General features: G+C 43.5%; 24 protein-coding genes and 1 tRNA gene. 12 read left to right on the plus strand and 13 right to left on the minus strand.

The genetic code is table 11. From position 1 onward, the window contains the following. Positions 1-217: 217 nt before the first annotated feature. Entirely contained in the window at positions 218-1,135 is a 918-nt protein-coding gene (locus MK127_04115) for an LLM class flavin-dependent oxidoreductase (protein ID MCH2531981.1), read from the plus strand. 7 nt (positions 1,136-1,142) lie between these two features. After that, positions 1,143-1,793 (plus strand): NADPH-dependent F420 reductase, encoded by a 651-nt coding sequence (npdG, locus tag MK127_04120; protein MCH2531982.1) that lies wholly within the window; start codon positions 1,143-1,145, stop codon positions 1,791-1,793. A gap of 2 nt (positions 1,794-1,795) precedes the next feature. Here the strand turns inward: npdG and MK127_04125 are convergent, their stop codons facing one another. Beyond that, positions 1,796-2,026, minus strand: a complete 231-nt coding sequence (locus tag MK127_04125) for a heavy-metal-associated domain-containing protein (GenBank protein ID MCH2531983.1) — start codon at positions 2,024-2,026, stop codon at positions 1,796-1,798. Positions 2,027-2,123: 97 nt separating this feature from the next. Between MK127_04125 and MK127_04130 the strand changes: the two genes are divergently transcribed. Then, positions 2,124-2,504 carry a hypothetical protein gene (locus MK127_04130; GenBank protein MCH2531984.1) on the plus strand — a complete coding sequence of 127 codons (381 nt, stop codon included), beginning with the start codon at positions 2,124-2,126 and terminating at the stop codon, positions 2,502-2,504. A 32-nt stretch (positions 2,505-2,536) separates the two neighbouring features. Next, positions 2,537-3,712, plus strand: coding sequence for a threonine synthase (locus MK127_04135; protein ID MCH2531985.1), 1,176 nt, complete (start codon positions 2,537-2,539; stop codon positions 3,710-3,712). Between the two features lie 20 nt (positions 3,713-3,732). Here the strand turns inward: MK127_04135 and MK127_04140 are convergent, their stop codons facing one another. Next, positions 3,733-3,969, minus strand: a complete 237-nt coding sequence (locus tag MK127_04140) for an RNA-binding protein (GenBank protein MCH2531986.1) — start codon at positions 3,967-3,969, stop codon at positions 3,733-3,735. A 303-nt stretch (positions 3,970-4,272) separates the two neighbouring features. Between MK127_04140 and MK127_04145 the strand changes: the two genes are divergently transcribed. From MK127_04145 to MK127_04165, 5 genes are read left to right on the plus strand one after another with little or no spacing between them, the layout of a single operon-like run. After that, complete coding sequence (locus MK127_04145) at positions 4,273-5,145, plus strand: xanthine dehydrogenase family protein subunit M (GenBank protein ID MCH2531987.1); 873 nt, start codon at positions 4,273-4,275, stop codon at positions 5,143-5,145. Between the two features lie 7 nt (positions 5,146-5,152). Further along, a complete protein-coding gene (locus MK127_04150) occupies positions 5,153-5,632 on the plus strand; it encodes a (2Fe-2S)-binding protein (protein MCH2531988.1) in 480 nt (159 codons plus the stop codon). 21 nt (positions 5,633-5,653) lie between these two features. Continuing rightward, complete coding sequence (locus tag MK127_04155) at positions 5,654-7,951, plus strand: xanthine dehydrogenase family protein molybdopterin-binding subunit (GenBank protein MCH2531989.1); 2,298 nt, start codon at positions 5,654-5,656, stop codon at positions 7,949-7,951. A 5-nt stretch (positions 7,952-7,956) separates the two neighbouring features. Beyond that, complete coding sequence (locus tag MK127_04160) at positions 7,957-8,229, plus strand: MoaD/ThiS family protein (GenBank protein MCH2531990.1); 273 nt, start codon at positions 7,957-7,959, stop codon at positions 8,227-8,229. Between the two features lie 58 nt (positions 8,230-8,287). After that, positions 8,288-9,448, plus strand: a complete 1,161-nt coding sequence (locus MK127_04165; GenBank protein ID MCH2531991.1) for a pyridoxal phosphate-dependent aminotransferase — start codon at positions 8,288-8,290, stop codon at positions 9,446-9,448. On the opposite strand, the gene MK127_04170 is transcribed toward MK127_04165, so the two are convergent. Then, on the minus strand, positions 9,449-10,129 hold the full coding sequence (locus tag MK127_04170; GenBank protein ID MCH2531992.1) for an SDR family oxidoreductase: 681 nt from the start codon (positions 10,127-10,129) through the stop codon (positions 9,449-9,451). A gap of 91 nt (positions 10,130-10,220) precedes the next feature. On the opposite strand from MK127_04170, the gene MK127_04175 reads away from it, so the two are divergent. Continuing rightward, positions 10,221-10,296, plus strand: a tRNA-Arg gene (locus MK127_04175). A gap of 30 nt (positions 10,297-10,326) precedes the next feature. Then, entirely contained in the window at positions 10,327-10,707 is a 381-nt protein-coding gene (locus MK127_04180) for a cupin domain-containing protein (GenBank protein ID MCH2531993.1), read from the plus strand. Here the strand turns inward: MK127_04180 and fabF are convergent. Next, positions 10,695-11,939 (minus strand): beta-ketoacyl-ACP synthase II, encoded by a 1,245-nt coding sequence (gene fabF, locus MK127_04185; protein ID MCH2531994.1) that lies wholly within the window; start codon positions 11,937-11,939, stop codon positions 10,695-10,697. The genes MK127_04180 and fabF overlap by 13 nt on opposite strands. Before the next feature lie 19 nt (positions 11,940-11,958). Next, on the minus strand, positions 11,959-13,251 hold the full coding sequence (locus MK127_04190) for a bifunctional folylpolyglutamate synthase/dihydrofolate synthase (protein ID MCH2531995.1): 1,293 nt from the start codon (positions 13,249-13,251) through the stop codon (positions 11,959-11,961). Positions 13,252-13,543: 292 nt separating this feature from the next. On the opposite strand from MK127_04190, the gene MK127_04195 reads away from it, so the two are divergent. Beyond that, complete coding sequence (locus MK127_04195) at positions 13,544-17,173, plus strand: DNA polymerase III subunit alpha (protein ID MCH2531996.1); 3,630 nt, start codon at positions 13,544-13,546, stop codon at positions 17,171-17,173. Here the strand turns inward: MK127_04195 and MK127_04200 are convergent. From MK127_04200 to MK127_04235, 8 genes are all read right to left on the minus strand, one after another. Continuing rightward, positions 17,170-17,679: a methylated-DNA--[protein]-cysteine S-methyltransferase gene (locus tag MK127_04200; protein ID MCH2531997.1), complete on the minus strand. Its 510-nt coding sequence runs from the start codon at positions 17,677-17,679 to the stop codon at positions 17,170-17,172. The two genes, MK127_04195 and MK127_04200, sit on opposite strands and share 4 nt — an antisense overlap. A gap of 2 nt (positions 17,680-17,681) precedes the next feature. Next, the gene (locus tag MK127_04205; protein MCH2531998.1) at positions 17,682-18,671 is read right to left on the minus strand and encodes an amidohydrolase; all 990 of its coding nucleotides are present in this window, start codon (positions 18,669-18,671) and stop codon (positions 17,682-17,684) included. 79 nt (positions 18,672-18,750) lie between these two features. Next, a complete protein-coding gene (locus tag MK127_04210) occupies positions 18,751-19,878 on the minus strand; it encodes an iron-containing alcohol dehydrogenase (protein MCH2531999.1) in 1,128 nt (375 codons plus the stop codon). Then, positions 19,871-20,449: a thiamine pyrophosphate-dependent enzyme gene (locus MK127_04215; protein MCH2532000.1), complete on the minus strand. Its 579-nt coding sequence runs from the start codon at positions 20,447-20,449 to the stop codon at positions 19,871-19,873. Before MK127_04215 ends, MK127_04210 begins: the two co-directional genes overlap by 8 nt. Then, on the minus strand, positions 20,446-20,946 hold the full coding sequence (locus MK127_04220; protein MCH2532001.1) for a hypothetical protein: 501 nt from the start codon (positions 20,944-20,946) through the stop codon (positions 20,446-20,448). The genes MK127_04215 and MK127_04220 overlap by 4 nt, the downstream gene beginning before the upstream one ends. A gap of 9 nt (positions 20,947-20,955) precedes the next feature. Then, positions 20,956-22,689: a phosphoenolpyruvate mutase gene (gene aepX, locus MK127_04225; protein MCH2532002.1), complete on the minus strand. Its 1,734-nt coding sequence runs from the start codon at positions 22,687-22,689 to the stop codon at positions 20,956-20,958. A 70-nt stretch (positions 22,690-22,759) separates the two neighbouring features. Then, entirely contained in the window at positions 22,760-23,521 is a 762-nt protein-coding gene (locus MK127_04230; GenBank protein MCH2532003.1) for a CDP-alcohol phosphatidyltransferase family protein, read from the minus strand. A gap of 46 nt (positions 23,522-23,567) precedes the next feature. Continuing rightward, the coding region (locus tag MK127_04235) for a phosphocholine cytidylyltransferase family protein (GenBank protein ID MCH2532004.1) at positions 23,568-24,365 on the minus strand (798 nt) is incomplete at its 5' end.

Consider the following 24,365-nt stretch of genomic DNA (forward strand, 5'->3'; position numbering starts at 1 on the left):
GGTGCTACCCGTACATCGCATCGTCCGTACGAATCATACAATGCTAGATAAGAGTCTTCTGGTTAATTTAGTTAACGTACTAGTACGTATGTTAACTTCTCTTATAGTCTAACCAAATTCCCTCAGTATTTGAACTGTTTCTGCCACATTTTTATGACTCATTGCTAAAATGGTCATATCCAAAGGTAGTTATAGGGTTAAGAGGTGATACGTATCCATGATTAATTCAAAAATAGGAATCGCTGCTCCTCATATATTCCCGGAGGGAAAAGTAGATACCTCTTTCATAAATCGTTATGTAGAAATGGTAGAAAGTCTCGGTTACCAAAGCCTGTGGACTCAAGAGCGGATTATTGGAAAGCCTAACGCAATTCACCCTACAAGCTTTCTAGCGTATTTAGCAGGAAAAACCTCTACCGTAAAACTGGGTGTTTCCGTCCTAGTGTTACCACGGCATAATGCTGTACACCTTGCGAAGCTAATGGCAGATATAGATTGCCTTAGCGGAGGCAGATTAATTTTGGGCGTAGGCCTAGGGAATAGTGCAGATGAGCTACCCATATACGGGGTCAATTCAGAAAAAAGGCTCAGTCGGTTCATAGAACAAGTGAATGTGATTAAATCCTTGTGGACTGAAAGTGAAGTTAATTTTAAAGGCCAATTCCATGATCTCAGTGGGGTAATGGTCAACCCAAAGCCGCTACAGGAACCTCACCCACCCATATGGTTTGGAGCAAATGCAGACCCAGCAATCAGAAGGTCAGTTAGGATGGCGGATGGTTGGATGGGTGCAGGAAGTTCCTCTCTAGAAGATTTCCCGCGAAAGCTCAAATTGGTAAAAGATTACATGGAGGAAGAAAAAAGAGATCCTTCTACATTTCCTATCTCCAAAAGGCTTTACTTAGCAATTGATGAAAATGAATCTCGTGCCCAATCCCGGCTAAGAGAATGGTTCGGATATTATTATGGCAGGCCTGACAACGCAGACCATGCAGCTATATGGGGAAGCGAAGCAAAAATCAAAGAATTACTACATCAATGGTCAGAATTAGGTACAGATGAGTTCCTACTCAATCCAGTTTTTGACCTTGAAAAACACGCTGAGCAATTAGCAAGAATAACGGGTTTAATTTAGGAGACTCATGAAACAAATAGCAATCATTGGAGGGACAGGCCCCGAGGGCAAAGGATTAGCTCTTCGATTTGGAATAGCTGGGCACCAAGTAATTTTAGGTTCAAGAAATCAATCTCGTGCTGAAGAAGCGGCGGCAGAAATCACCAGCTTAGCATCAGGTATTTTAGTGACTGGAGCCAGTAATGAGGAGGCTGTTTCAAAAAGTGAAATAGTAATCCTTTCAGTCCCTTTTGAAGGATTAAAGCCCGTATCTACAACATTAGAGCCTTTAACTAGAGGCAAATTAATCATTAGCATCATTGCTCCATTAGAATTTTCTGCTGGCCAAATGCACGCAGTTAATGTAGAGGAAGGGTCCGCAGGCGAGTTAACAAGCATCCTTTTTCCTGAATCTCCCATTGCGGCCGCTTTCCAAAATTTGAGTGCCCGGGACCTACTCAATCCTGCACTTGAATTACATGGAGACGTAGCTATCTGCAGTAGCTCTGAAGCAGTGATGAGCCAAGTTTCTAGCTTAGTATCTGATATTCCTAAGTTAAGGCCTGTAAATGCAGGTCCTTTATCGAACTCACGTTACATTGAAGAGCTAACTGCATTGTTAATCAACTTGAACAAATTGCATAAAACACATAGCACTATTCAATTCTTGGGTATTTAGTTTTAATTATTAGGGAATTGAGTACCTGCGACTACATAACCAACAGCCGCAAGCTGTAGTTTGATGGCTTCTGGTGTAATTGAGGATTCATCATAGCTGACTGAAAGCGTAAGCGACTCAAGGTCGCCAGCAACTAAAGAAATACCTGGGAAATTTTCTAAAACGCTTTTGAGTGAATCTATGCAGCCATCACAATGAAGGGCTGGTATGTCAAAAATTATCAACTGGTGCAATGATGTCCTGCTTTAATATTCCAACATGTCATCAAGAGTCTATACCCTAAGAACTATACTAATAATGTGTATCAATGCGTGCTTTAAGGAATATTAAATGCCTAACCGCTATGAAAATGAAATAGAGGATATCCTTGGACAAATAGATAGTTTTGATATTCACTCGCCAGAAAGTAAAAGATCAATAACGCGCAACAAAGCAAGAAAAAATATTGTCCATCCACTTTGGAGTTTCTTCAAAACGCGATCTGCGTTAAAGATAGGCATACTTTCCCTAATTATTGCCACTGGTCTAGAAATAAGTGGTCAAAATTTTTCAAGACCTCTGGCACTAGTGGGCACGGGGTTACTGGTTACTTCTTATATTTTATTCTTTGCAAAACCTGCTCCAATCATCGAAAAAAAATGGCGAGGTCAGGTTATAGAACAAATCGATAATCAAAGCTTTTTGGCTAAAGTTCGACGCTGGCTGGGCTAGCAAGCTGGCGTTCTATCCTATATAGGTTAAGAATGAATAATTTTCTCTCACACCTCGAATGCACTGAAACTGGCGAAATATTTAATGCCGACGAACCTCACAGCCTATCTCCAAACGCACAGAAGGTTTTATATCCGCGTTACGACTTAGATGCTGCCAAGCAATCCTTAGACCCTAACTCTTTCATTCAACGACCACGAAACATGTGGCGCTTTTTCGAATTGATGCCTATTCGCAATGAAGACAATATTGTTTCTCTTGGCGAAGGCGGAACCCCCATGCTACGTGCAAAAAAACTTGAAGCTCAGCACGGAGTGAAAACATTATTTATTAAAGATGAAGGTATCAACCCAACTGGTTCATTCAAGGCTCGAGGGCTTTCTGCTGCAGTATCAAAGGCTAAGGAACTCGGACTAAAGCGACTGACTGTTCCCTCTGCAGGGAATGCTGCTGGGTCCCTTGCTTCGTATTGTGCTCGAGCAGACATAGAGTGCTTTGTTTTCATGCCTAAAGATGCTCCTGATGCAAACCAAAAAGAAACTATATTAGCAGGAGCAAACCTTACGCTTGTCGACGGATTGATATCTGATGCGGGTAAATTATCTCGCGAAAAAGCAGCAGAATTAGGATTGTTTGATGTATCTACCCTCCGGGAGCCTTACCGCGTTGAAGGGAAAAAAACTATGGGGTATGAAATTGCGCTGGACCTTGGTTGGCGCTTACCCGATGTCATCGTGTATCCAACAGGGGGCGGAACAGGAATAGTTGGTATGTGGAAGGCATTCGATGAAATGGAACGATTGGGATGGATAGGCAGCAAGCGCCCCAAAATGATAGTTGTGCAAGCAAGCGGGTGTGCCCCTATAGTTCGGGCGTTTGAGAAAGGTGAGCGATTCGCAGAGCCTTGGGAAAATGCCTCAACCATCGCCTCAGGGATCAGAGTACCTTCCGCAGTGGGAGATTATTTAATTCTTGATGCTGTTCGCGAAAGCTCTGGAACCGCGATAACGGTTACCGACGAAGAAATCCTTGAATCAACTCGAGAAATAGGTATCTCCGAAGGAATTTGGGCAGCTCCCGAGGGCGCTGCTACGTTAGCAGGGTACAAAAAACTACTATCTAGTGGATTTTTATCTCCCGATGACGAGACCTTGCTAATGAACACAGGCACCGGCTACAAGTATATGGATGTAGCAATGCCGGTCTAAACGTCCTTGTAGTCTACAGACTAATAAGACCGCTGTTCACGAGGTCGCGCCTCGTTTACTACCAAGGATCTGCCACTTACAGAGTACCCGTTAAACATCTGAATCGCCTGATCCTTACTAGTTGGATCGTCCATCTCCACGAAGCCGAAACCTCTTGGGCGACCTGTCTCACGATCGGTAGGAACGTGAACAGACGCTACTCCTCCAGCCTGCGCAAAAAGATCGTACAATTCATCTTGAGTCATACGGAATGGCATATTACCCACAAACAATCGATTGGTTTCCTCAGCCACGAACCACTACCTCCCGGTCCAAAACCTATTCTTTATGTCCACTCAATAAAAGTGACGTCGGCATTGTAGTGATGTGGCAGACAGGTAGCAAGTAATGGGTAAAAATAACGAATTCAATTAATGTGTGATTAATTTACGGGCATTTCCTTAATTGAAAAAACTTAAGGAATACAATCGCCAATCTATATGTTATTGCGGATGCAAGGAGCTTCCGAGATAATGGGCCAATAGCGATGAACAGCAATATCCATATATTACGGTGATCTCTTGCATCCATTTAATTATATTGCGGCAAATTCGATAGAAGAAATTTTAACTGTTCTCTCCCAGAATGGCCCCAGAGCCCGTATATTGGCTGGAGGTACTGATCTTCTAGTACAGCTTAGAGGAGAGCGTTTTGAAATTGACGCAATTGTTGATATTAAGCGCGTCCCTGAAGTGACAACTCTTCAATTGAATAAATCTTTAATTATTGGGTCAGCTGTTCCGTGCTATCAAATTTATGAAAATAATGATGTTGCGATGCTCTATCCAGGATTAATTGATGCAGCTTCGTTAATTGGCGGCATACAGATACAGTCACGGGCAAGTATTGGAGGGAATCTCTGTAATGCTTCTCCAAGCGCTGATGGTATTTGCCCGCTCATCGTACATAGCGCTGTAGCAAACATTAGATCGAGTAAAGGCACACGCATTGTACCGGTGGAAGAATTTTGTACTGGTCCTGGCAAAAATACCTTAGCGGATGATGAGATGCTGATATCGGTCGAAATGCCACTCCCAGCTGAAGGATTTGGGGCAGCTTATGAAAGATTTATACCACGTAATGAAATGGACATTGCGATCGCAAGCGTAGGAAGCGCTATAACGCTTGATGATTCTGGAACGAAAATTACCAATGCCCGAATTGCGCTTGGCGCGGTTGGGCCTACGCCCATATTCGCAGAAGAAAGTTCTAATTTTCTTTCAGGTAAATCACCTGATTTGAATGTCTTTGAGCAGGCAGCTGAAATAGCTGTGACAGAGGCTTCACCCATTAACGATATGAGGGGAACGCCCGCCCAGCGATTACAGTTAGTACGTGTCCTTACGCAAAGAACACTCGCCACTGCTCTGGAAAGAGCAAAGAATAACTCATAGGAAAGCCATGACTTCAGTAAATCAACCCAAAAAAGTAGCTGTAAGCTGCGAACTCAATGGACAAAACGTAGAATTTCTAGTTGCTCCGTACCAATCCCTGCTGGAGACGCTACGCGAAATACTAGGGCTGACTGGAACCAAAGAAGGCTGTAACGACGGTAACTGCGGAGCCTGCACAGTCTCAATTAATGGACGAATCGTTGATTCATGCCTAGTACTAGGTGCTGAGGTAGAAGGGGCATCTATAGATACAATTGAGGGCATGGCTCCTCCTGATGGACTACACCCGCTACAGCAAGCTTTTCTAGAAGAGGCAGCCTTGCAGTGTGGTATTTGCACACCTGGGTTTTTAGTCGCAGCCAAAGCTCTGCTTGATCGCGAACCACATCCTAACGAGAATAGAATTCGCATGTGGCTTGCTGGAAACCTTTGCCGTTGCACAGGCTACGATAAAATTATCCGAGCAGTAGAAAAAGCATCTGAATAAGAGAAATTACTAGGAGCTAAAATGACCACCGTTTCAGAACCAAGTAAACAGAAATTTAAGGTAATTGGGACGCGCCCAATTCGACACGACGGTGTCGATAAAGTCCTCGGAAGAGCGCTGTACGGTGCAGACATCAAATTAGCGGGGCTGATTCATGGAGCCGTACTTCGAAGCCCTTATGCCCATGCAAGAATAAAAAAGCTTGATACCAGTAAAGCTGAACAGGCGAGTGGTGTCTATGCCGTAATAACTGGAAAGGATATGCCCCTTCAGCCTTCGGCCGAGCTTGATTTGGAAAAAAAATGGGCGAGCGAACGGGTCATGGCATACGATACGGTAATTTATAAAGGGCATCCGGTTGCCGCTGTGGCAGCCACTGATCTCAACTCTGCGTTGGAGGCATTGAAGCTCATTGAAGTTGAATACGAGCCACTTAAAGCAGTTGTCACTATTGAAGATGCCATGGCAAAAGACGCAGTAATTATCCACCCTGCATTGGTTGGTGATCATCTGGGTGAATCAGTTACGCAGACAAATATAGCTGCACACACCAGAGCGGAGTTTGGCGACCCAGAAGCAGGATTCGAAAAATCGTCTACTGTACTAGAGAGAACTTACAGCATTTCACGTGCGCATCAAGGCTATATTGAACCACATAATGGCACGGCTTTTTACAGCCCCGATGGGAAGCTAACGGCTTACACGAGCACGCAAGCTCCCTTCGGTGTCCGAAAAGGCTTAGCAACCATTCTAGATATGCCGATGTCTGACATAAAAGTTGTACCAATGGAGATAGGCGGGGGATTCGGGGGGAAAATTGGTCTTTACTTAGAACCATTAGCTTCGCTACTTTCAAAAAAATCTGGACGTCCGGTAAAAATACTTATGGACAGACCAGCCGTATTTAACGCCACAGGTCCCGGCCCTGGCGGTGAAGTTACTGTGAAGATGGGTATCGACTCGGATGGAAAAATACTTGCAGCTACAGCTGACATCAAATACATGGCTGGTGCTTATCCAGGTTCCTCCATCAGCGCTGCCACTGCAGGAGTTTTTGCATGCTATGAGGTCCCTAATTTAAGAATTGACGCATATGACATCGTAATCAATATGTCGAAAACTGCAGCTTACCGTGCTCCAGGCACACCGCAAGCGACCTTCGCCAGCGAAGCTTTAGTCGACGAACTTTGTAAATTAGCGGGCATTGATACTATGGAGTTCCATTTAATGAATGCATCTAAGGAAGGTTCCCGCAGGCCTGATGGACCCATTTTCCCTCGTATAGGAAATATAGGCTGCCTAGAAGCAATTAAAGAATCAGATCATTTCAAATCAGAGATAACGCGCGAAACAGCCGACGGGAAATTACGGGGCCGAGGTATGGCCAGTGGTTACTGGAACGGTGCAGGAAATAAGTCTTCTGTAACAATCAACGTTAATGATGACGGTATTGTTTCTCTTGTCGAAGGGAATCCAGATATTGGAGGCACCAGAACGACATTATCTATGCAGGCGGCTGAAATTCTGGGAATTCCTGCAGAGGACGTTCATCCGTCTGTCGCAGATACCGATAGCATTGGGTACAACGATCTCACCGCTGGAAGTAGGACAACTTATGCAAGCGGGCAGGCAGCAATAGAGGCTGCTAATCTGGTAGTAGAAGAAATAAAAGAACGCATTGCTATGCTTTGGGAGTGTGAGCCTTCAAAAATAAGCTTCTCTGATGGGCATTTTGAAAATGCAGACGCACCTGATCAAAAGTACAGTTTTAAAGAAGCCGCAGGAAAGCTCGGTCAAACTGGTGGCCCTATTGCCAAAACTGGCACGGTCAACGTCAGAGGGTCTGGCGGAGGAAGTTTCGCTACACATCTAGTTGATTTAGAAGTAGATCCTGCTACAGGGAAAGTCCAAATTCTTCGGTATACTGCAGCCCAAGATGCAGGGAAAGCAGTGCATCCTTCTTATGTGGAAGGGCAATTCCAAGGTGGAGCTGCGCAAGGAATAGGCTGGGCTCTAAATGAAGAATATTACACAACAGGCGACGGGATTATGCTAAACGCAAGTTTTCTTGATTACAGAATGCCCACTGCACTAGATCTTCCAAAAATCGACACCATCATTGTTGAAATACCAAATGTTAATCACCCATTTGGAGTGAGAGGAATTGGCGAAACGGGAATTGTTCCTCCCGCCCCTGCAATTGCGAATGCACTTGCAGACGCTATTGGTACTCGCCTCTACAAGACACCAATGAACCCTGGTCGAATTTTAGAAGCGTTGTCTGATACAAAAAATACGCACGGAACCGTGAGCAACTAAAGATTTTGGCAACAGTATTCATGCAGCCGTCTCTACGAAAACATATTGGAGGAAATACCAGTATTGATGTAGAAGGGGGAACTTTGCGTCAATTAATCAATAACCTTGATTCACTATACCCTGGGATAAAAGGTTTTCTCCTTAACAGTGAAGATACAACCCGACTTGCCAAAGGATTGGCTGCAGTCATTGACGGAGAACCCACCAACATGGGATTACTAACGCCTCTTGAGTCGCATTCGGAAGTGCACTTCCTGCCTGCAATTGCGGGTGGGTAACGCAAAAATTGAGGTCGGTTGGATATAGATTCAATATTACTGACGATGGGAGGGCAAAATGCATCTAGCATCTCGTATGTCTCTTTTAGGAACCGAAACAGCTTTTGAGGCATTGGCACGTGCAAAAGCCCTTGAAGCTGAGGGCCGCGACATTATCTTCTTAGGAATAGGAGAACCCGATTTCGATACGCCCGAGCATATTGTAGCTTCCGCGAAAAGTGCACTGGACACAGGTTACACACATTACGTGCCTTCAGCAGGCATCACTGAAGTTCGAAAAGCTATAGCTGCTGATGCAAGTCGTAGATATGCCCGCGATATTCCCTGGGAAAACATCATTGTTACGCCTGGTGGCAAGCCAATTATGTTCTTCACAATCCTAGCCCTAATTGAAGAAGGAGATGAAGTTCTCTACCCTAACCCTGGATTCCCTATATATGAATCAATGATTCGATTTGCAGGGGGAACTCCGGTTCCCATGCAACTACATGAGCGATTGGGATATAACCCTGATCTGGAAGAGGTACAAGGGCAAGTTAACTCACGAACCAAATTAATAATAGTAAATTCTCCTAATAATCCCTGTGGAAGCGTCATACCAGAAATTGATTTACAAAAAATCTCTATGCTCGCTAAAGATGTAGGCGCAGCTGTACTTTCAGACGAAATTTATAAAGATTTCTATTATGAGGGTACTCATTCATCAATTACTGAGTACCCGGGTATGTGGGATAGAACAATTGTTTTAGATGGGCTGTCCAAGAGCTACGCTATGACTGGGTGGAGAGTAGGGTTTGGTATTTTCCCTGATTTCCTCGTGGAACCAGTCACTAGGCTCGTAACAAATAGTGTTTCATGTACTGCAGCATTCAGTCAGATTGCTTCGGTATCCGCCATTGAATCATCTCAGCAATCAGTTCGGCAAATGGTTGCAGAATTTAAAGAACGAAGAGATCTGCTTGTTGAAGGATTAAACAGTATCACTGGAATTACATGCCCCATGCCAAAAGGTGCGTTTTATGCATTCCCGAATATCACAGGTACAGGATACACAAGCGAAGAGTTTGAGCGAAATATCCTGACTGAAACGGGCATATCTTTACTTTCAGGTACTTCATTCGGGGAATATGGTGAGGGATACGTCCGTATCTCTTTTGCAAATTCACAAGAAAAAATCCGTGAAGCTTTAAAAAGACTTAAGGAATTCCTCGTTCATTAATTACCTTAAGTATTGCCCGCCATTTAAGTCGATACAGGCGCCATTAAGTTGCCTCCAATGTGGAAGTGACATATCCATAATAATTTTAGAAATTTCGTCAGCGCTGACAAAATGTCCCGTAGGTGAGGTTTCTAAATGGCCTTTTATAACATCCGGATCAGTAGCATCATACATGCCAGTGTCTGTGACCATACCTGGTGCAATAACATTAACTCGAGTTCGTGGTGCCATAGATTTTGCTAAAGATTTGGCCAAGGCATGCACCGCACCTTTGCTTGCTCCATATACAGGATCAGCAGAGCCTCTTTGCCCAGCGATTGAACCAAGGAAAATGATTTGGGAATCCGGCGCTAAACAGTGCCTGACTCTTTGGATCGTACGAAATTGACTTGTAAAATTGACCGCTATTACTTCTTCCATCTCTTCATCTAGATATTGAGATAAGTTTTTGCCTAAAGAGACACCGGGTAGAAGAATCAGAAGATCAATAGTCGATATATTCGCAGCAATTGATTCGATATCCGCGACACTGAGCATATCGGCCTTTAGCCAATAAGCCCCCTCTCCCCCTTCAGGAATATTAGTTCTATAAGTGGCAATTACTTCATGGTTGGCATTTACAAAAGTCTTAACTGTTGCAATTCCAATTCCCGATGATCCACCGACTACTAAAACTTTCATCGCTACTCCTTATGCCAAGCTGCCTCTATAAAATAATTACCGCTACAAGTTATCATCTGAAAGAATGGTAAAATCTTACATGTGATCATGCGCCCCTGTAGCTCAGGAGGATAGAGCAGTGGTTTCCTAAACCATGTGCCAGGGTTCGAGTCCCTGCAGGGGTACCATAAATCTGAAAGAAAAAATGGGAGTGAAAAATGCCTATTGAAATCTATGACACCAGAGCTTTTGGCCATGAGAAAAAGAAGAGAACAGTTGTGCTCGACACTAGTAGGTTTCACGCTTGGGTTCATTATTACAAACCCGATCAAATTGATGAAATGCATTGCCATAATCAAGATCAAACTTTTCAAGTGATTGAAGGTGAGCTCACAATGAGCTTCCCTGACGGAGGTACGGCTACTCTTACGCCCGGTATGATGGCCACTATAACGGGTGGATCCTTCTATCAGCTCCATAATAGAGGGGAAGAACCATTAATTATGATTGGCACCAGGTCCGGTGCTGTTGAAAATACCGTTAAAGTTGAGCACGGAACAGGCAGAATTATTAATGAAAGAATTAATTATTCTTCCTGATATGCCTTAAATACAACACATGCATTTTGACCACCAAATCCAAAACTATTTGAAAGTATAGTTTTTACATCAGTTTTTCGAGCTTCGTTGGGCACATAATCCAAGTCACATGATGGATCAGGGGTAGTGTAGTTGATAGTAGGATGAATAATTTGATTAGTTAACGTCTGAATGCAGGCAACCGCCTCCATACCACCGGCTCCTCCAAGTGCGTGGCCAATCATTGATTTTGTTGAACTAATCGGGATCTTATAAGCCAGGTCTCCAAACGCTCTTTTTATGGCCATTGTTTCAGAGGCGTCATTGAGCGGAGTTGATGTCCCATGTGCATTTATATAATCCACTTCATGCGGACCGACGCCTGAATCTTCTAAAGCCCAGCGTATCGCCCTAGCCGCTCCCCCTCCATCATCATCTGGTTGAAATTGATGATTAGCATCGGAGGATTCCCCATGACCTAGTACTTCAGCCAATATTCTTGCCCCGCGTTTTTTTGCATGATCAAGTGATTCAAGAATAAGGATTCCGGCTCCTTCTGCAGGTACAAAGCCGTCTCTGTCTGCATCAAACGGACGACTCGCTTTTTGAGGACTATCATTACGGTTACTAAGAGCTCTCATTACAGAAAACCCTGCGAGACCAAGTTGACTAATCCCAGCTTCAGTTCCTCCAGAAATCATCACTTCTGCACGTCCGAGTCTTATGAGATCAACCGCATGTGCTATGGCCTGAGTTGATGCAGCACAAGCTGTAACTATAGTACTACTTGGTCCTTTTGCACTGAAGTATCGGCTAAGATTTGCTGCAGCCATATTGGGCAAAATCATCGGAAAGAAAAACGGGGAAAGCCTCATACCGCCTCTCTCCACTAATATACGCATACTCTCATCTATGGTTGGAAAACCGCCATTGCCATTCCCTATGCAGACACCCATAGTTTCAGTGTCGATTTTCGAAGGCGTGATACCAGCCTGATCAATTGCTTCAGACGTAGCTACAATCGCAAGTTGAGAAAATCTTGCAAGTCGGCGTGCTTCTTTCCTCTCGATATATTTTTCCGGATCAAATCCCGAAACTTCTCCAGAAATTTGACATGGGTAATCTCTGGGATCTGCTAAAGTCATAGGCCCTACACCCGATACTCCATTAACAAGCCCATTCCAGAAATCGCTTGCATTCTCTCCCAATGGGGTAACCGCACCTATCCCAGTAACAACAACCCGTCTTTTCATTTGATCCATTTTATTACTCTCAGCTTTTGGGGAGACTCAGCTCAGGATACCACTCAGGTGGAATTCCAAAATACCATTCGAGGGCTTCGGCAACTACAAACAAAGAACCGGTAACAATAATCACATCATTCTGTTCGGATGATCGTAATGCTCTATCTATAGCTCTATCCGTCTCTTGCATAATTTCTACAACAGTTCCGTACTTTGAAAAGACATCCTCTACTGTAGCAGGTGATGCTGATCGGGGATGACGTGAATTGACGACGTAGACTTGATCCGCAAAAGCACTCACTTCCGACGCTAATAAATCCAATTGCTTATCTTTAGATGCGCCAAATATCACAGTCACCTTAGATTCAGGGAAATGATCGCTTATTGTGATTCCAAGTTTTTCCATAGAGTACGGATTATGTGCTCCATCTACTATTAAATAAGGACTGGTTCTAACTACTTGGAACCGACCATCCCATTTAACTTTATTTATTCCTGACTCAATAATCGCTCGAGTAAAATTAAATGGCATTTGCTCAACAGCAGTTATAGCTACTGCAGCATTTTCCGCTTGGTGCTTTCCCAGCAATGGCAAAGATATGGTGTAGCTATCATTTGGTGTAACAATTTCAACTTTTTGACCAGAGAGATCAGAGTAGACCTGATCAAAAGATGTATCGCAACTAACCTGCAAAAGTTCAGCTTTAACTTCCAGGCACTTCATTTCTATAACTGCAGATGCTTCCAAGGCTTGAGGAGCCGATATCACTGGTTGAGCTTTCTTAATTATCCCCGCTTTTTCTGATGCAATTTCAGAAAGAGTAGACCCCAATATTGCCGTGTGATCAAGGCTAATCGAGGTGATTACTGCGACATCAGAGGGAAAAACGTTCGTTGCATCAAGCCTACCTCCCAAACCAACCTCTAAAATCGCTACATCTACTTCTTCATATTTAAAAATATCCATAGCCATCGAAGTAAGCATTTCAAATGTAGTAGGAAGAGCTATTTCATTGTGATTATTATCTTCAATATAAGACCATACTCGTCCTAGCGACTCTGCAAAAAGAGCCTCAGAAATAGGTGCACCATTTATCCTAATTCGTTCCCTAAAAGTATGAAGGTGAGGAGACGTATATAGCCCAACACGGTACCCGTTGTCCTGAATGATGCTCGCTATCATAGATGCCACACTGCCTTTACCTTTGGTTCCTGCAATGTGAACAGTAAAGTGAGGAGGTTGCGTCAATCCAAGGTAATCGGCAAGCCGTGACATACGGGAAAGATCATATTTATATTCGGGCTGAATATTACCAGCCATTCGTTCCATATCAGCGAGGCTTAACAGCCGGCTAATCGCGCTTTTATAAGTAAAATTTTTGCCCACGTAATTTGTACACTTTCTAGCTATTTGAGGCTAGCAGTCCGTAGCAACTACGGTCAACGAAATTATATTAACCTTATCTACTCGCTTTGAATCAAAGGCGTCCTAGAAAATCGTATTTTCCATAAAACCCAGTAGTGCTATTTATTGCCTATAAATACGTCTTTATACTCTTGGTACAAGCAAGTTCTGTTCATATAATACCTAGACTTTCAAGGTACGGATTGCATTGTCTTTCACACATCTTCACGTCCATTCTGAATATAGCCTACTTGATGGCTTAAGCCGGATTCCCACTATGGTCACGCGCGCCAAAGAGTTAGGTATGAACTCTTTGGGGATTACAGACCATGGCTCAATGTACGGCGTTGTAGATTTTTACACCGCGTGCAAAGAGGCTGGCATAAAACCAATTATCGGCTGTGAACTATATGTTGCCGGTGGAAGCAGGTTCGACAAACGTACTGGAGACAAAGCCTATACACACTTAACGGTACTTGCGAAAAATAATGAGGGTTACCGGAATTTAATGAAACTTTCTTCAAAAGGCCATCTTGAAGGTTTCTACTACAAACCAAGAGTTGACCACGAACTCCTTGAGGAGCTTGCAGACGGATTAATTGTCTTCTCAGGATGCCCTAGCTCCGAATTATCGACGGCACTCATTAACGGTGACTACAACAACGCCCGTGAAATTGCAAAATGGTGCATGGACTCATTCCCAGAATTCTATTTAGAAATACAACGCCACGAAAATCTTGATTTCTTAGATCCCTTAAATGAAGGAATTCTTAAGCTTGGTGAAGAATTAGACATTCCATTAGTAGCCACAAATGATCTTCATTATGTAGATAAAGAAGAATCCACACTGCATGATGTATTGCTTTGCATTGGTACCAACTCTACTGTAGAAGATGAAGCAAGGTTTCGCTTTTCCGATGAATCTTTTTATCTAAAAAGCCCTGAGGAAATGAAAGAGCTTTTTATTGATATTCCTGAAGCAGTTTCGAACACGCAATTGATTGCTGATTCAACCGACGTCAGCCTAGATTTTTCGACTTTACACCTACCACAATACCGAACGCCCAACGATGAAAATGCGGATACTTATCTCAGGAATCTATGCTGGCAGGGATTCGACTCCCGTTATCCTGAGGGAGCAACTGAATCATCAAAGGAACGATTAGGCTATGAATTAGATGTTATCTCTGAAACACAATATCCAAACTATTTCTTAGTCGTTTGGGATATTGCCAAATTCGCTAGGCAAAACGACATAGTATTTGGTGTGAGAGGTAGCGCAGCATCATCATTAGCCCTTTATTGCTTAGGAGTTACTGACATTGATCCTCTTGATTACAGTCTAGTATTTGAGCGTTTCTTGAATATTGAACGAAAAGAAATGCCCGATATTGATATGGATTTCCAAGATGATCGGCGTGAGGAAGCTATACGGTATGTCACCGAGAAATATGGCCGTGATCATGTTGCTCAAATCATTACATTTGGAACATTAGGTGCTAAAGCAGCAATTCGAGATTCCGGAAGAGCACTGGGAATGTCGTATGCAGATGTCGATCGGGTGGCTAAATTCATTCCAACTAGGGTTGGCATGACAATTGACCAGGCATTCGAGCTTTCACCCGAAATGAAGGAATCCTACGAAAATGACCCAAGGCTACGCTTACTTATTGATACTGCAAAAGGACTTGAAGGTGTAACAAGGCACGCTAGTACACACGCAGCAGCAGTCGTAATTTCAGAAGACCCGCTAATTGACCATGTGCCTTTACAGCGTCCCACTAAAGGGGATGAGTCCAGTGTTGCCATGACTCAATACGCGATGGAACCAGTAGCAAAACTTGGTCTGCTTAAAATGGATTTCCTTGGGCTTATAAATTATTCAATCCTGAGTAAAGCGGCAAAACTTGTTCTTGAAAGGCATGGAGTGAATATACTTCTGCCCGAAATCCCATTTGACGACCCCACCACCTATGATTTGCTAGCAAGCGGAGAAACCACTGCAATTTTCCAATTGGAAAGCCCTGGAATGAGACGCTATATCAAAGACCTTAAGCCTGGCAGCCTGGCCGAATTAGCTGCAATGGTAGCTCTTTATAGGCCAGGGCCGATGGAGCATATAGCAACATACATCGATTCTAAGTATGGCAAAGTTCCTATTAAATATCCGCATCCTGCACTAGAAGAGATTCTGAAAGAGACTTACGGAGTCATCGTATATCAAGACCAAGTTCTGCACATCTTAAGGAAATTTGCTGGCTACACGCTGGGACAAGCAGATATTGTCCGTAAAGCCATGGGGAAAAAGATATCGTCACTCATGCAACAGGAGCGCGAAAACTTCACCGAAGGAGCAATTAAGCTAGGCTACGATGAAAAAATTGCCGGATCAGTATTTGATCTGATTGAGCCTTTTGCAGGCTACGCATTTAACAAAGCACATAGCGTTAGTTATGCGGTTGTTGCTTATTGGACCGCTTACTTTAAAGCTAATTACCCAATTGAATTTTTGACCTGTGTACTCAACGCCTATGAAGGCAATGCGGAGAAAATTGGGCCTGCCGTAGCTGAATGTACTCGATTGGATATACCTGTACTACCACCACATATTAACCACAGTGACGTTGATTTCTCTATTGATTCCTCCGCTTCTGAAAAACCATCAATAAGATTCGGGCTAGCATCAATAAAGAATGTAGGGGCATTGGCTATTGAATCATTGGTTCAGGATAGAAAAAAGAATGGTCCGTTTAAGTCACTTGCAGATTTTTCACGACGAGGGGGAACGGACGCCGCAAATCGACGCGTCATTGAAAGCTTATCCAAAGTCGGAGCCTTGGACGTTTTCGGGCAACGAGGCCAGCTTGTTGCAAGCGTAGACTCAATTACCCAGCTTATGCAACGTGAAGCCCAGCTAAAAGAAAGCGGGCAATCAACTATGTTCGACCTTTTTGGGTCTTCAGTGCCCACGCCTCTTGCAGAGGTACAACTGCTGGATTCCCCCGAACCTACGGACCGTGAAAAAATTGGCTGGGAACGGGAGCTCTTAGGAGTTTCCTTAGGCCCCCGGATATTAGACCCACGTTATGCACCTGAAGGTGCTGTACTTTCAAAAGATCTCCTAGAAGCATTTTCTGATGGGGAACGAGTGATTATTGCTGGTGAAGTTGCATCAGTCAGGATAACTGCTGATCGCCAAGGAAGGCGTATTTGCTTCGCTGGAGTGGAAATTTTTGACGGATCTACCATAGACATTGCGATTTGGAGTCGGGCTTATGAGAAAACTTCACATTTATGGATTGAAGGATCATTACTCCAGCTAACTGGACCTGTAAGAAGAAGAGATGAGGAGATTTCTGTTCATTGCGATCAAGCATCTGAATTGGATGTTCCAGAAAATATTGCGCTCAAACCTCCTCTACAAATTGATAGTGAGTCGAATAGCATTCTGCAACAGACTGATACCCAAAATCAAAAGACCATAATCCAAGAATCTAACCTAGATTCGTCGACTCATGTCACGGAGGACACTATCAATCATTTCGAGTCAAACCAAGCAGATAATGATCATTCAAGAATGCTTTTAGTTAATTTAACTGAAACTGATAAACCAGAGGAAGATCAATTTCTATTAAAGGCCATACTGCAAACTCTTTTAGAATACCCAGGGAACGATCGAGTAGATCTAATGATCCATAAAGACGGTACTCAATGGAGGCTTGAAATGCCCATTATTCGTACTGGGTTCTGCGAAGAACTATCCGAAAGGTTAATTGAACTGACCGGAAGTAGTGACACCATTAGCGTTGAGGAAGAAGCTAACACTTCTGCTGCCTAATTATTTTTCTCAAGCTCCAAAAGCCTTTTTTTCATTGGTAATCCAGGTCCACCAAAACCATGTAGTCCACCGTCTTCACCAATTACACGATGACAAGGAATTACAATAGGAATTCTATTCCGGGCCATTGCCTGACCCGCGCCCCGAGAAGCTCTAATATTGCCAGCTGATAACGCCAGCCATTTATAGCTTCTTGTCTCTCCGAAAGGAATACTCTGGCAGGCGTCCCATGCTCTACGAAAGAAAGCAGTTGCGTCTTCAAGATCGAGCTCAACATCCCAAGATTTTCTTGTTCCTTGGAAATATTCTTCTATTTGTCGACCAAACGCACTGAAACTCCCTGGCTCCAATTCAGGTAAAGGGCGGCGCATAACAGACTCAAGATCAAAAATTGCCCGATCCAAAGTAGGCTCAGGCAATGTTCCATATCTGATTCCCTTATCAGAGCCGCATACAGCAATCCACCCCCATGAGCTTTCAAAAACATCATAATAAGTATCTATCATGTTTAACCCTTAAACCGCGGGAACACTTTACGTGTAACATCCTCAAATATGTTTGACCTGTCTTCATCAGTCAACCAATCTATACTCTCTACTACCGGTTTTAAATCGTCTAGCCATAATCCTGTATTGGGATCCTTTGAAGAGCCTGTCCCAGGTCGTTCAGTACCAAACATACACCGATCAGTGCCTACAATTTTGAACAATAATTCCAGTCCTTCTTTGTTGTACAAGACTGAATCAAAATAGAGCTGGCGGAGACTTTCATCAAAAGGCTTGGCATTGGGTGTACGCCACCGAAGTGCACGCCAGCGCCCAATCTGGTAAGGAATAGACCCTCCGCCATGGCACATAATGATTTTCAAATCAGGAAAATCTTCAAAAACCGTCGAATCGCAAAGTGAAACAGTCTGTATGCTTTCTTCAGTTATGAAGTGGCCGGTATAAGATTCACGTATATTCTTGCAAGATGCAGAATGAATGATTGCCGGTACGTCGTACTTGACCATTTTTTCATACAACGGGTACCAGTATTCATCTCCCATAGGAGGAGTGTCGTTATCCAATCCCTCAGAAGGGTCAGGGTTGATCATGATCCCGATAAAGCCAAGGTCATTAACGCAGCGATCTAGTTCTTCAAACACAACGTCCACGGGCTCACCATGAAGCTGCGGCAGCCCCGCGACCGCTTGGTACCTAGCGGGAAACATTTCCACAGTCTTAGCAATTAAGTCGTTATTAGCTTTGCAAAAAGCGTCTACTAAACGGCCAGGTTTCTCGGAATGCATTAACTGAAAAGGTCGAGGAGAAAGGAACTGCATATCCGTTCCAACTTGGTCCAAAACAGTAGCAATATGGTTTTCTATGACAGGTTTTAACTTCTCATCTGGTATACCGTTCCAATGAGTATATGCGCCTCGGCTCGAAAGTAATCCAGCCTTATATGCATAGAGCTCAGATGGGGCATTAAGGTGCCCATGCATGTCAATAATCATTTCGCTCCTCCTATACCGCTAGCCAATATTTCAATCTTGAGTCTAAAGGCAATTGTGCACTTTTCTTATAAATAAGCAATCAGAGAATTTCTTGAAGCAGCAAGCGTATTTCCTCCGATGTGTACTTCACCGGATTGTTATCTGCACGCTCGGGGTAATAACCTTCATCAATAACCCTGCTTAACCCAACTTCATCGATCCCTAAATCACTGAGGCGGATTTTTAAACCAATTGCTTCCATTAAATTCCTTATACTGGAAACTCCATCACCTAGTTTAGGAACTTCCAATGCTTCTAGAAGAGGGTCAATTTTCTCGGCGAGGACTTCAGCATTGGCCTCAAGGAAAACAGGCAGCGTGATTGAAACTGCCTGACCATGAACTATTCCCCAGTTAGCAGTCATGGGATAAGAAAGCGAATGGCAAATCGTTGTTCTGGTGTTAGAAAAAGCTTGGCCCGCCATAAGACTTCCAGCCGCAACCTCCCTTCGTGCCAAAGGATCATTTGAATCAAAGGCATCTTTCAAGTTGCTAATGATTTTCCTAACAGCGGCAAGAGCGTACATATCGGATGTAGGTTGGGAAGCCTTAGACCAGTAGGCCTCTATCGCCTGGGTAAGGGCATCCAAGCCAGTGGTCGCTGTTACCCAATCTGGCATCGAATACGTGAGCGTTGGGTCAACTAAGGCGACCTTGGGATAAAGGAAATCATGATCGAGGGAGTATTTCCTCTTCTCGATAGGATCCCATACTGTTGCCCATTTTGTGACTTCTGAACCAGTACCAGCCGTGGAGGGAACAGCAATACATGGTATGCCTGGGATTTTTATTGCCTGATCTCCTCGCAGGAATCCTTTCACGGGTGCAGGTTGTGTACTTAGAAGTGCAACGCACTTGGCTACGTCAATTACGCTCCCGCCACCAATTCCAATCACCACGTCACATTGATTACTCACCGCAGCATTAACGGCATTATCAATATCTTGGGGTACGGGATTAGACGGCACACCTTCGTAGAAAACTACTCTCTCAGTACCTAGCATAGTCAGAAGGCGATCATGCACTCCCTGGCTTCGAAGTGCCTTTGATCCGCTAATTATTAGTATTTTTTTTGCGGACTCTGGTACATATTCTGCAAGGTGATCTAATTCACCCTCTCCAAAAATAATTTCAGTAGGCAGCCAATACTGATCACCCGTACTATCCATCTGTATTCTCCATCAGGAAAGACCGAAACCTGTCCCTGATTTCATTGGGGGAATAAGTTATGCGAGGAATATTCGGTATTGGTTCTATTCCTACTTTTATGAGAATGCAATGTGGGCCATCTTTGACCAAGCATCGCTCTAGCTCTACAGCAAGTTCTGCACAGCTTTTGACGCTTGCAGTACTTGCATAACCTGAAGCCTGTGCAATTTCACCAATTGGAACAGATCTACTGATGGTAGGTTGTGCCCCTGTTGATTCGTACGATTCATTATCGAGCACAATATGAATAAAATTCCTCGGCTTCTCTGCAGCTACCAATGCCATGGTGCCCATGCTCATCAGTGCGCTACCGTCACCATCCAGAACAAAGAATTTCCTGTGTGGGTGTAATTTCGCGAGACCCAAGCCAAAAGACGACAGCAATCCCATAGAGCCAATCATATAAAAATTACCCAAGCGATCCTGATGATAAAAAAGCTCACGGGATATCATCCCAGTCGTACTTATCACAGCATCTGTTTCTTTTACGCAGGACATTAAAGTCTTTATTGCTTCATACCTAGAGTTCAATTAAATACCCCGGGGGGAACAAGTAAGGCACCAGGCTTTTGCTGTATTTCAATAGACTGTAGAAGCTCGTCGATTTTTTCATGATGCAGCTCTGTATCTAGAACTGCATACGGTATATCCAGAAGTTCAAGGAACGATGGCGTTTTTTCTCCCATGATCCAATGCTCCGGAGCATCCGATCCGTGGCCTCCGAATCCTCTCCAACCAATAATCAGCAAAATTGGTATCTCGTACATCAGACTGAATGACGTAAGAGGATTTATTACATTCCCTAGCCCGGAGTTTTGCATCACCACTGCGCCTTTTTGCCCAGAGAAATATGCTGCAGAGGCAACACCTAGTGCAGAGTCTTCCCTCGTTGCCGGGATGTAAGTCAGATGCGGATTAGAAGTGAGCGCGTTATAGGCAGGACCAAATGTAGAATCAGGGACACCTGCAAAAAATGTGTAATCCCTCGATACCATAAACTCCCAAAAGTCATTGCCACTAATAGTCAACGTACTCCTCTAATTTAATGAAGCTGCTAGCTCAGACTCAGCAATTTCAATATCCTGATTAGTATGGATTTCCATCCATCCCTGAGTGACTCCTAGCCCATGGACAGGGAAACCCCTACGTATAAGTTCTTGGATCATATCCGTGATAGAAGCCATTTCAAATGATCCTGATTCATGAAAAGAGCCTGTTTGTTTCTGGGTGCAGTCTTCGTAGGTTCTAATAAGTGCTTCGGCACCTTTTGCAGAAAAATAGCCCATGCCTATGAATTCTGAGTCCGCATTCTCCAAATCAATATTTTTCCCAATACTGACAACTTGAGTAACTTCAAGAGGAGATAGTCTTCTTAGGCGAAAATCAATGTCCTTCTGAGTGGCTACGAGGTCAAGCTTCTTATTTATTTGGTGTTGGTGGTGCCTGTAGGAATTATCTAGTCCCAAAACGATATCTTTGCCTGACTGAATCAATCGCTGGAGTATATCTGCGCCAAACAAAATATCTGAATATACAAGAGCAAAACCTTCGTCCATTCGATCGCGTGCAACTAAAAGAGAATGAAGAGAGCCTGTTTCAAGGAATTTCGTATTTTCTAAAAAATTTATCCCTTCATCTTTTTTGTAAAGACTGTCAAAATCTGATCCCATATGGCCCCGCACGATGGCAATTCTCTTAATACCCGTTTTTGCTATGGATTCTCGCTGGTAATCAAGAATTGGCCTTCCTGAAATCTCAATCAAAGATTTAGGATGCTGATCAAAAACCGGATCCTTACCGGCCGCCGGGATAATGACTGGAAGATTAAGGATCTGAGATCTCTCGCGATCGTCAGACACAACACGGTCAAACCCAACAACCGAAAAGACCTCCTTCACCGACGCAATAGAACTATCAGCCTCCATGCTTCGCTCAGATTCTAAAATCATTGTCGCTGTCTCATGCATAGCTTTATAGGAAGCTCTCAGCTGGTGATTGGCATGAATGACAATGTCAAATCCCAGAGAGGATAATTCCTCTTCTTTATATTGGTTGTATGTCGTAGGCACGCTAACCAAAGCAGGCCTTTTACCTAATGATTTACATAACTTCTCGTACCGCTCAACGAAAGAAAACAAATCCTCTGGTTGAGGTTTGTTTGAGTGAATCATTATCCCGTCGGTACCTGCATTTATATATACCTCTGCGCGCTTCAGGGCGTCATCCACTCCGTAGCCAGCTATAAGGCTCTCTAGCCTGGATATGATCATAAAATCCGGCGAAACCGTAGCCGCTTTGCCCGCGCTAATCTTGGCCGCGAAACGTTCAGGGTCTTCAAGCTCTTGTGAAGCAGACGCATCAAGGCTATTCCTTTTAGGAAAAACCTTATCTTCGATAATTACAGCTGAAACACCAATTCGTTCAAGTGAACTGACCATAAACTCAAACTGAGCAATCTCGCCTCCAGTATCACCGTCCACAATCAGTGGCTTAGTGGTTACCTGTAAAATTTCATTGATCGTGTGTATACGGGACTCAGTTCCTACTATGGAAGCATCAGGGAGCCCTTTAGTAGCAGAGTCAGTCAGGCTACTTTCCCAAATGGCATCGAACTCTTTCAAGGTCCCGTCTGGACTTTTGACTTGGGTTCTTTCAGCAACAATTCCACTTAGTCCGCTATGAGCTTCTAAAACTCGCGCAAATCCTTTCGAATCCAAAATTTTTTTTAGAGCCGATAGTCTTTCAGTTGGATTTACACGATAGATATTCATTGAGGAAAATCCCATGACCCAAATATTGGTTAGTGTGCGGCTATTATAACCCGCCCTTGCTCTTAGGTATCTATTTAGCTGAGGCCTTTACAAAACGTATAGTGTGATAGGCGATCACAATGGTAATAACTAATGGGGCAACAAGACCGTACGCGAGAATAAATATATCCACCAATTCAAAGATCGCAGCTGCAATAATCAATGGAAGCATGCTACCTCCTGCAGTCATCACATTGTTATACACAACCAAAATTGTTTTGCGAATACCTTGCGGAAAAGCATTATTTGATCTTTCACTATCTTTGGGTTTATTTAATTGCAGAGAGGCTAAATGCAGGCGCATCCTGGAGATCCGATATAAAAGAATTGAAACGGTCGCAGATGAACCCAGTACAACGAACCACAAAGGCTCTTCAATGAACCTACTGGAGTTTGCTGATAAAGCGACTCCAATCCCAATAGGAATGAAAAATACGCCATAGAAGAAATCTGCTCCCAAGGTGTCAAGAAACCATCCCAAGGGAGAAGTTTTACCGGTAGTCCGAGCCATATTGCCATCAACACAATCAAGGACAAGACCCAAGTTATAAAGCAATGCTCCGTAAATCATTCCTTCATAACTGGCGGTAATAAAAAAGACTGCTGCTGCTATATTCGCGAGAAAATACAATCCAGTAACAAAGTTTGGAGAAAGGCGAAGCTGCAATGCAAGCCAAGTAAGGGGAAAAGATAGTGGGCGCATTGCAATCCAGACCCAAAAATTCCTTCGGTCGGAAGCGAGTTTTGCCTCGTGCATAGAGGCTCTTATTTCCTTAAAACCAATACCGCTCAATCAAAAATCCTTTCACTACATTCAGCTCATCGAAAATACATAATCTTTATTGTGAGAAATTGAAGTCTTGCGCATAATCATAATCCTCTTTGGTATCAATCTCTTCCCATCCACCTTCAACAGGAACGCAATTAACAGGAATCCCTCTATCTACCAGTTCTTGAAATAGATCCGCAAGGTACGATTTCTGCCACTCTGGCGCAGATTGAAAAGATTGATCAGGCTTCAATTGTTGATTAATTTCTTCAAAAGTATCCCAAAAAATACTCGCTCCTTTGGTAGTGAATTTCATTAAACCTATAAACTCACCCCAATCATCCGTTTCAATGTGAGACTCAATGAGCCCTTTACCAATTTTTAATAGCCTGCCATTACTGTCAAAATTAGCCCACTCCGCGTCAGCAACTATATGCAAGTCTCGACCATCGTACCGGCGCTTCCATCGCGTATCTACTAAAAGTGAAATTTCACCTCGTGAATCGGAAAGAAGCTCTTCTACAATTCGCTTGGCAAAAACTATATCGGCATAGCTCACAACCGTATCCATCCCATAAGCAAATTCATTCCTTGCATACGATAACGAATGGAGGATGTTATTTGATTGATACTCAGGGTTTATTACGAGCTGAACACCGCTAGGTAATATCAAATTCTCTACCTGGTACCCACCAATTACTGTTATTTCATCCAATCCCAATTCATCAAATGTACTCAAAGCTCTGTGCAAAATTGGAATAGATTGAACAGGAAGCATGCACTTAGGCTTATTCTCTGTAAGAGGCATTAGCCGGGAGCCAAATCCTGCAGCAATTATGATGACTGAAGCTGGAATCTCTGTCATAGC

The sequence above is a fragment of the Dehalococcoidia bacterium genome, assembly GCA_022449765.1.
Taxonomy (GTDB): domain Bacteria; phylum Chloroflexota; class Dehalococcoidia; order Lucifugimonadales; family Australimonadaceae; genus UBA2963.

Coding starts and splice junctions, on each gene's coding strand:
- MK127_04115 (MCH2531981.1), top strand. CDS start 218: ATGATTAATTCAAAAATAGGAATCGCTGCTCCTCATATATTCCCGGAG.
- MK127_04165 (MCH2531991.1), top strand. CDS start 8,288: ATGCATCTAGCATCTCGTATGTCTCTTTTAGGAACCGAAACAGCTTTT.
- MK127_04150 (MCH2531988.1), top strand. CDS start 5,153: ATGACTTCAGTAAATCAACCCAAAAAAGTAGCTGTAAGCTGCGAACTC.
- fabF (MCH2531994.1), bottom strand. CDS start 11,939: ATGAAAAGACGGGTTGTTGTTACTGGGATAGGTGCGGTTACCCCATTG.
- MK127_04170 (MCH2531992.1), bottom strand. CDS start 10,129: ATGAAAGTTTTAGTAGTCGGTGGATCATCGGGAATTGGAATTGCAACA.
- aepX (MCH2532002.1), bottom strand. CDS start 22,689: ATGAATATCTATCGTGTAAATCCAACTGAAAGACTATCGGCTCTAAAA.
- MK127_04180 (MCH2531993.1), top strand. CDS start 10,327: ATGCCTATTGAAATCTATGACACCAGAGCTTTTGGCCATGAGAAAAAG.
- MK127_04210 (MCH2531999.1), bottom strand. CDS start 19,878: ATGGATAGTACGGGTGATCAGTATTGGCTGCCTACTGAAATTATTTTT.
- MK127_04190 (MCH2531995.1), bottom strand. CDS start 13,251: ATGGCTGGTAATATTCAGCCCGAATATAAATATGATCTTTCCCGTATG.
- MK127_04140 (MCH2531986.1), bottom strand. CDS start 3,969: ATGCCATTCCGTATGACTCAAGATGAATTGTACGATCTTTTTGCGCAG.
- MK127_04200 (MCH2531997.1), bottom strand. CDS start 17,679: ATGATAGATACTTATTATGATGTTTTTGAAAGCTCATGGGGGTGGATT.
- MK127_04155 (MCH2531989.1), top strand. CDS start 5,654: ATGACCACCGTTTCAGAACCAAGTAAACAGAAATTTAAGGTAATTGGG.
- MK127_04135 (MCH2531985.1), top strand. CDS start 2,537: ATGAATAATTTTCTCTCACACCTCGAATGCACTGAAACTGGCGAAATA.
- npdG (MCH2531982.1), top strand. CDS start 1,143: ATGAAACAAATAGCAATCATTGGAGGGACAGGCCCCGAGGGCAAAGGA.
- MK127_04130 (MCH2531984.1), top strand. CDS start 2,124: ATGCCTAACCGCTATGAAAATGAAATAGAGGATATCCTTGGACAAATA.
- MK127_04205 (MCH2531998.1), bottom strand. CDS start 18,671: ATGATTATTGACATGCATGGGCACCTTAATGCCCCATCTGAGCTCTAT.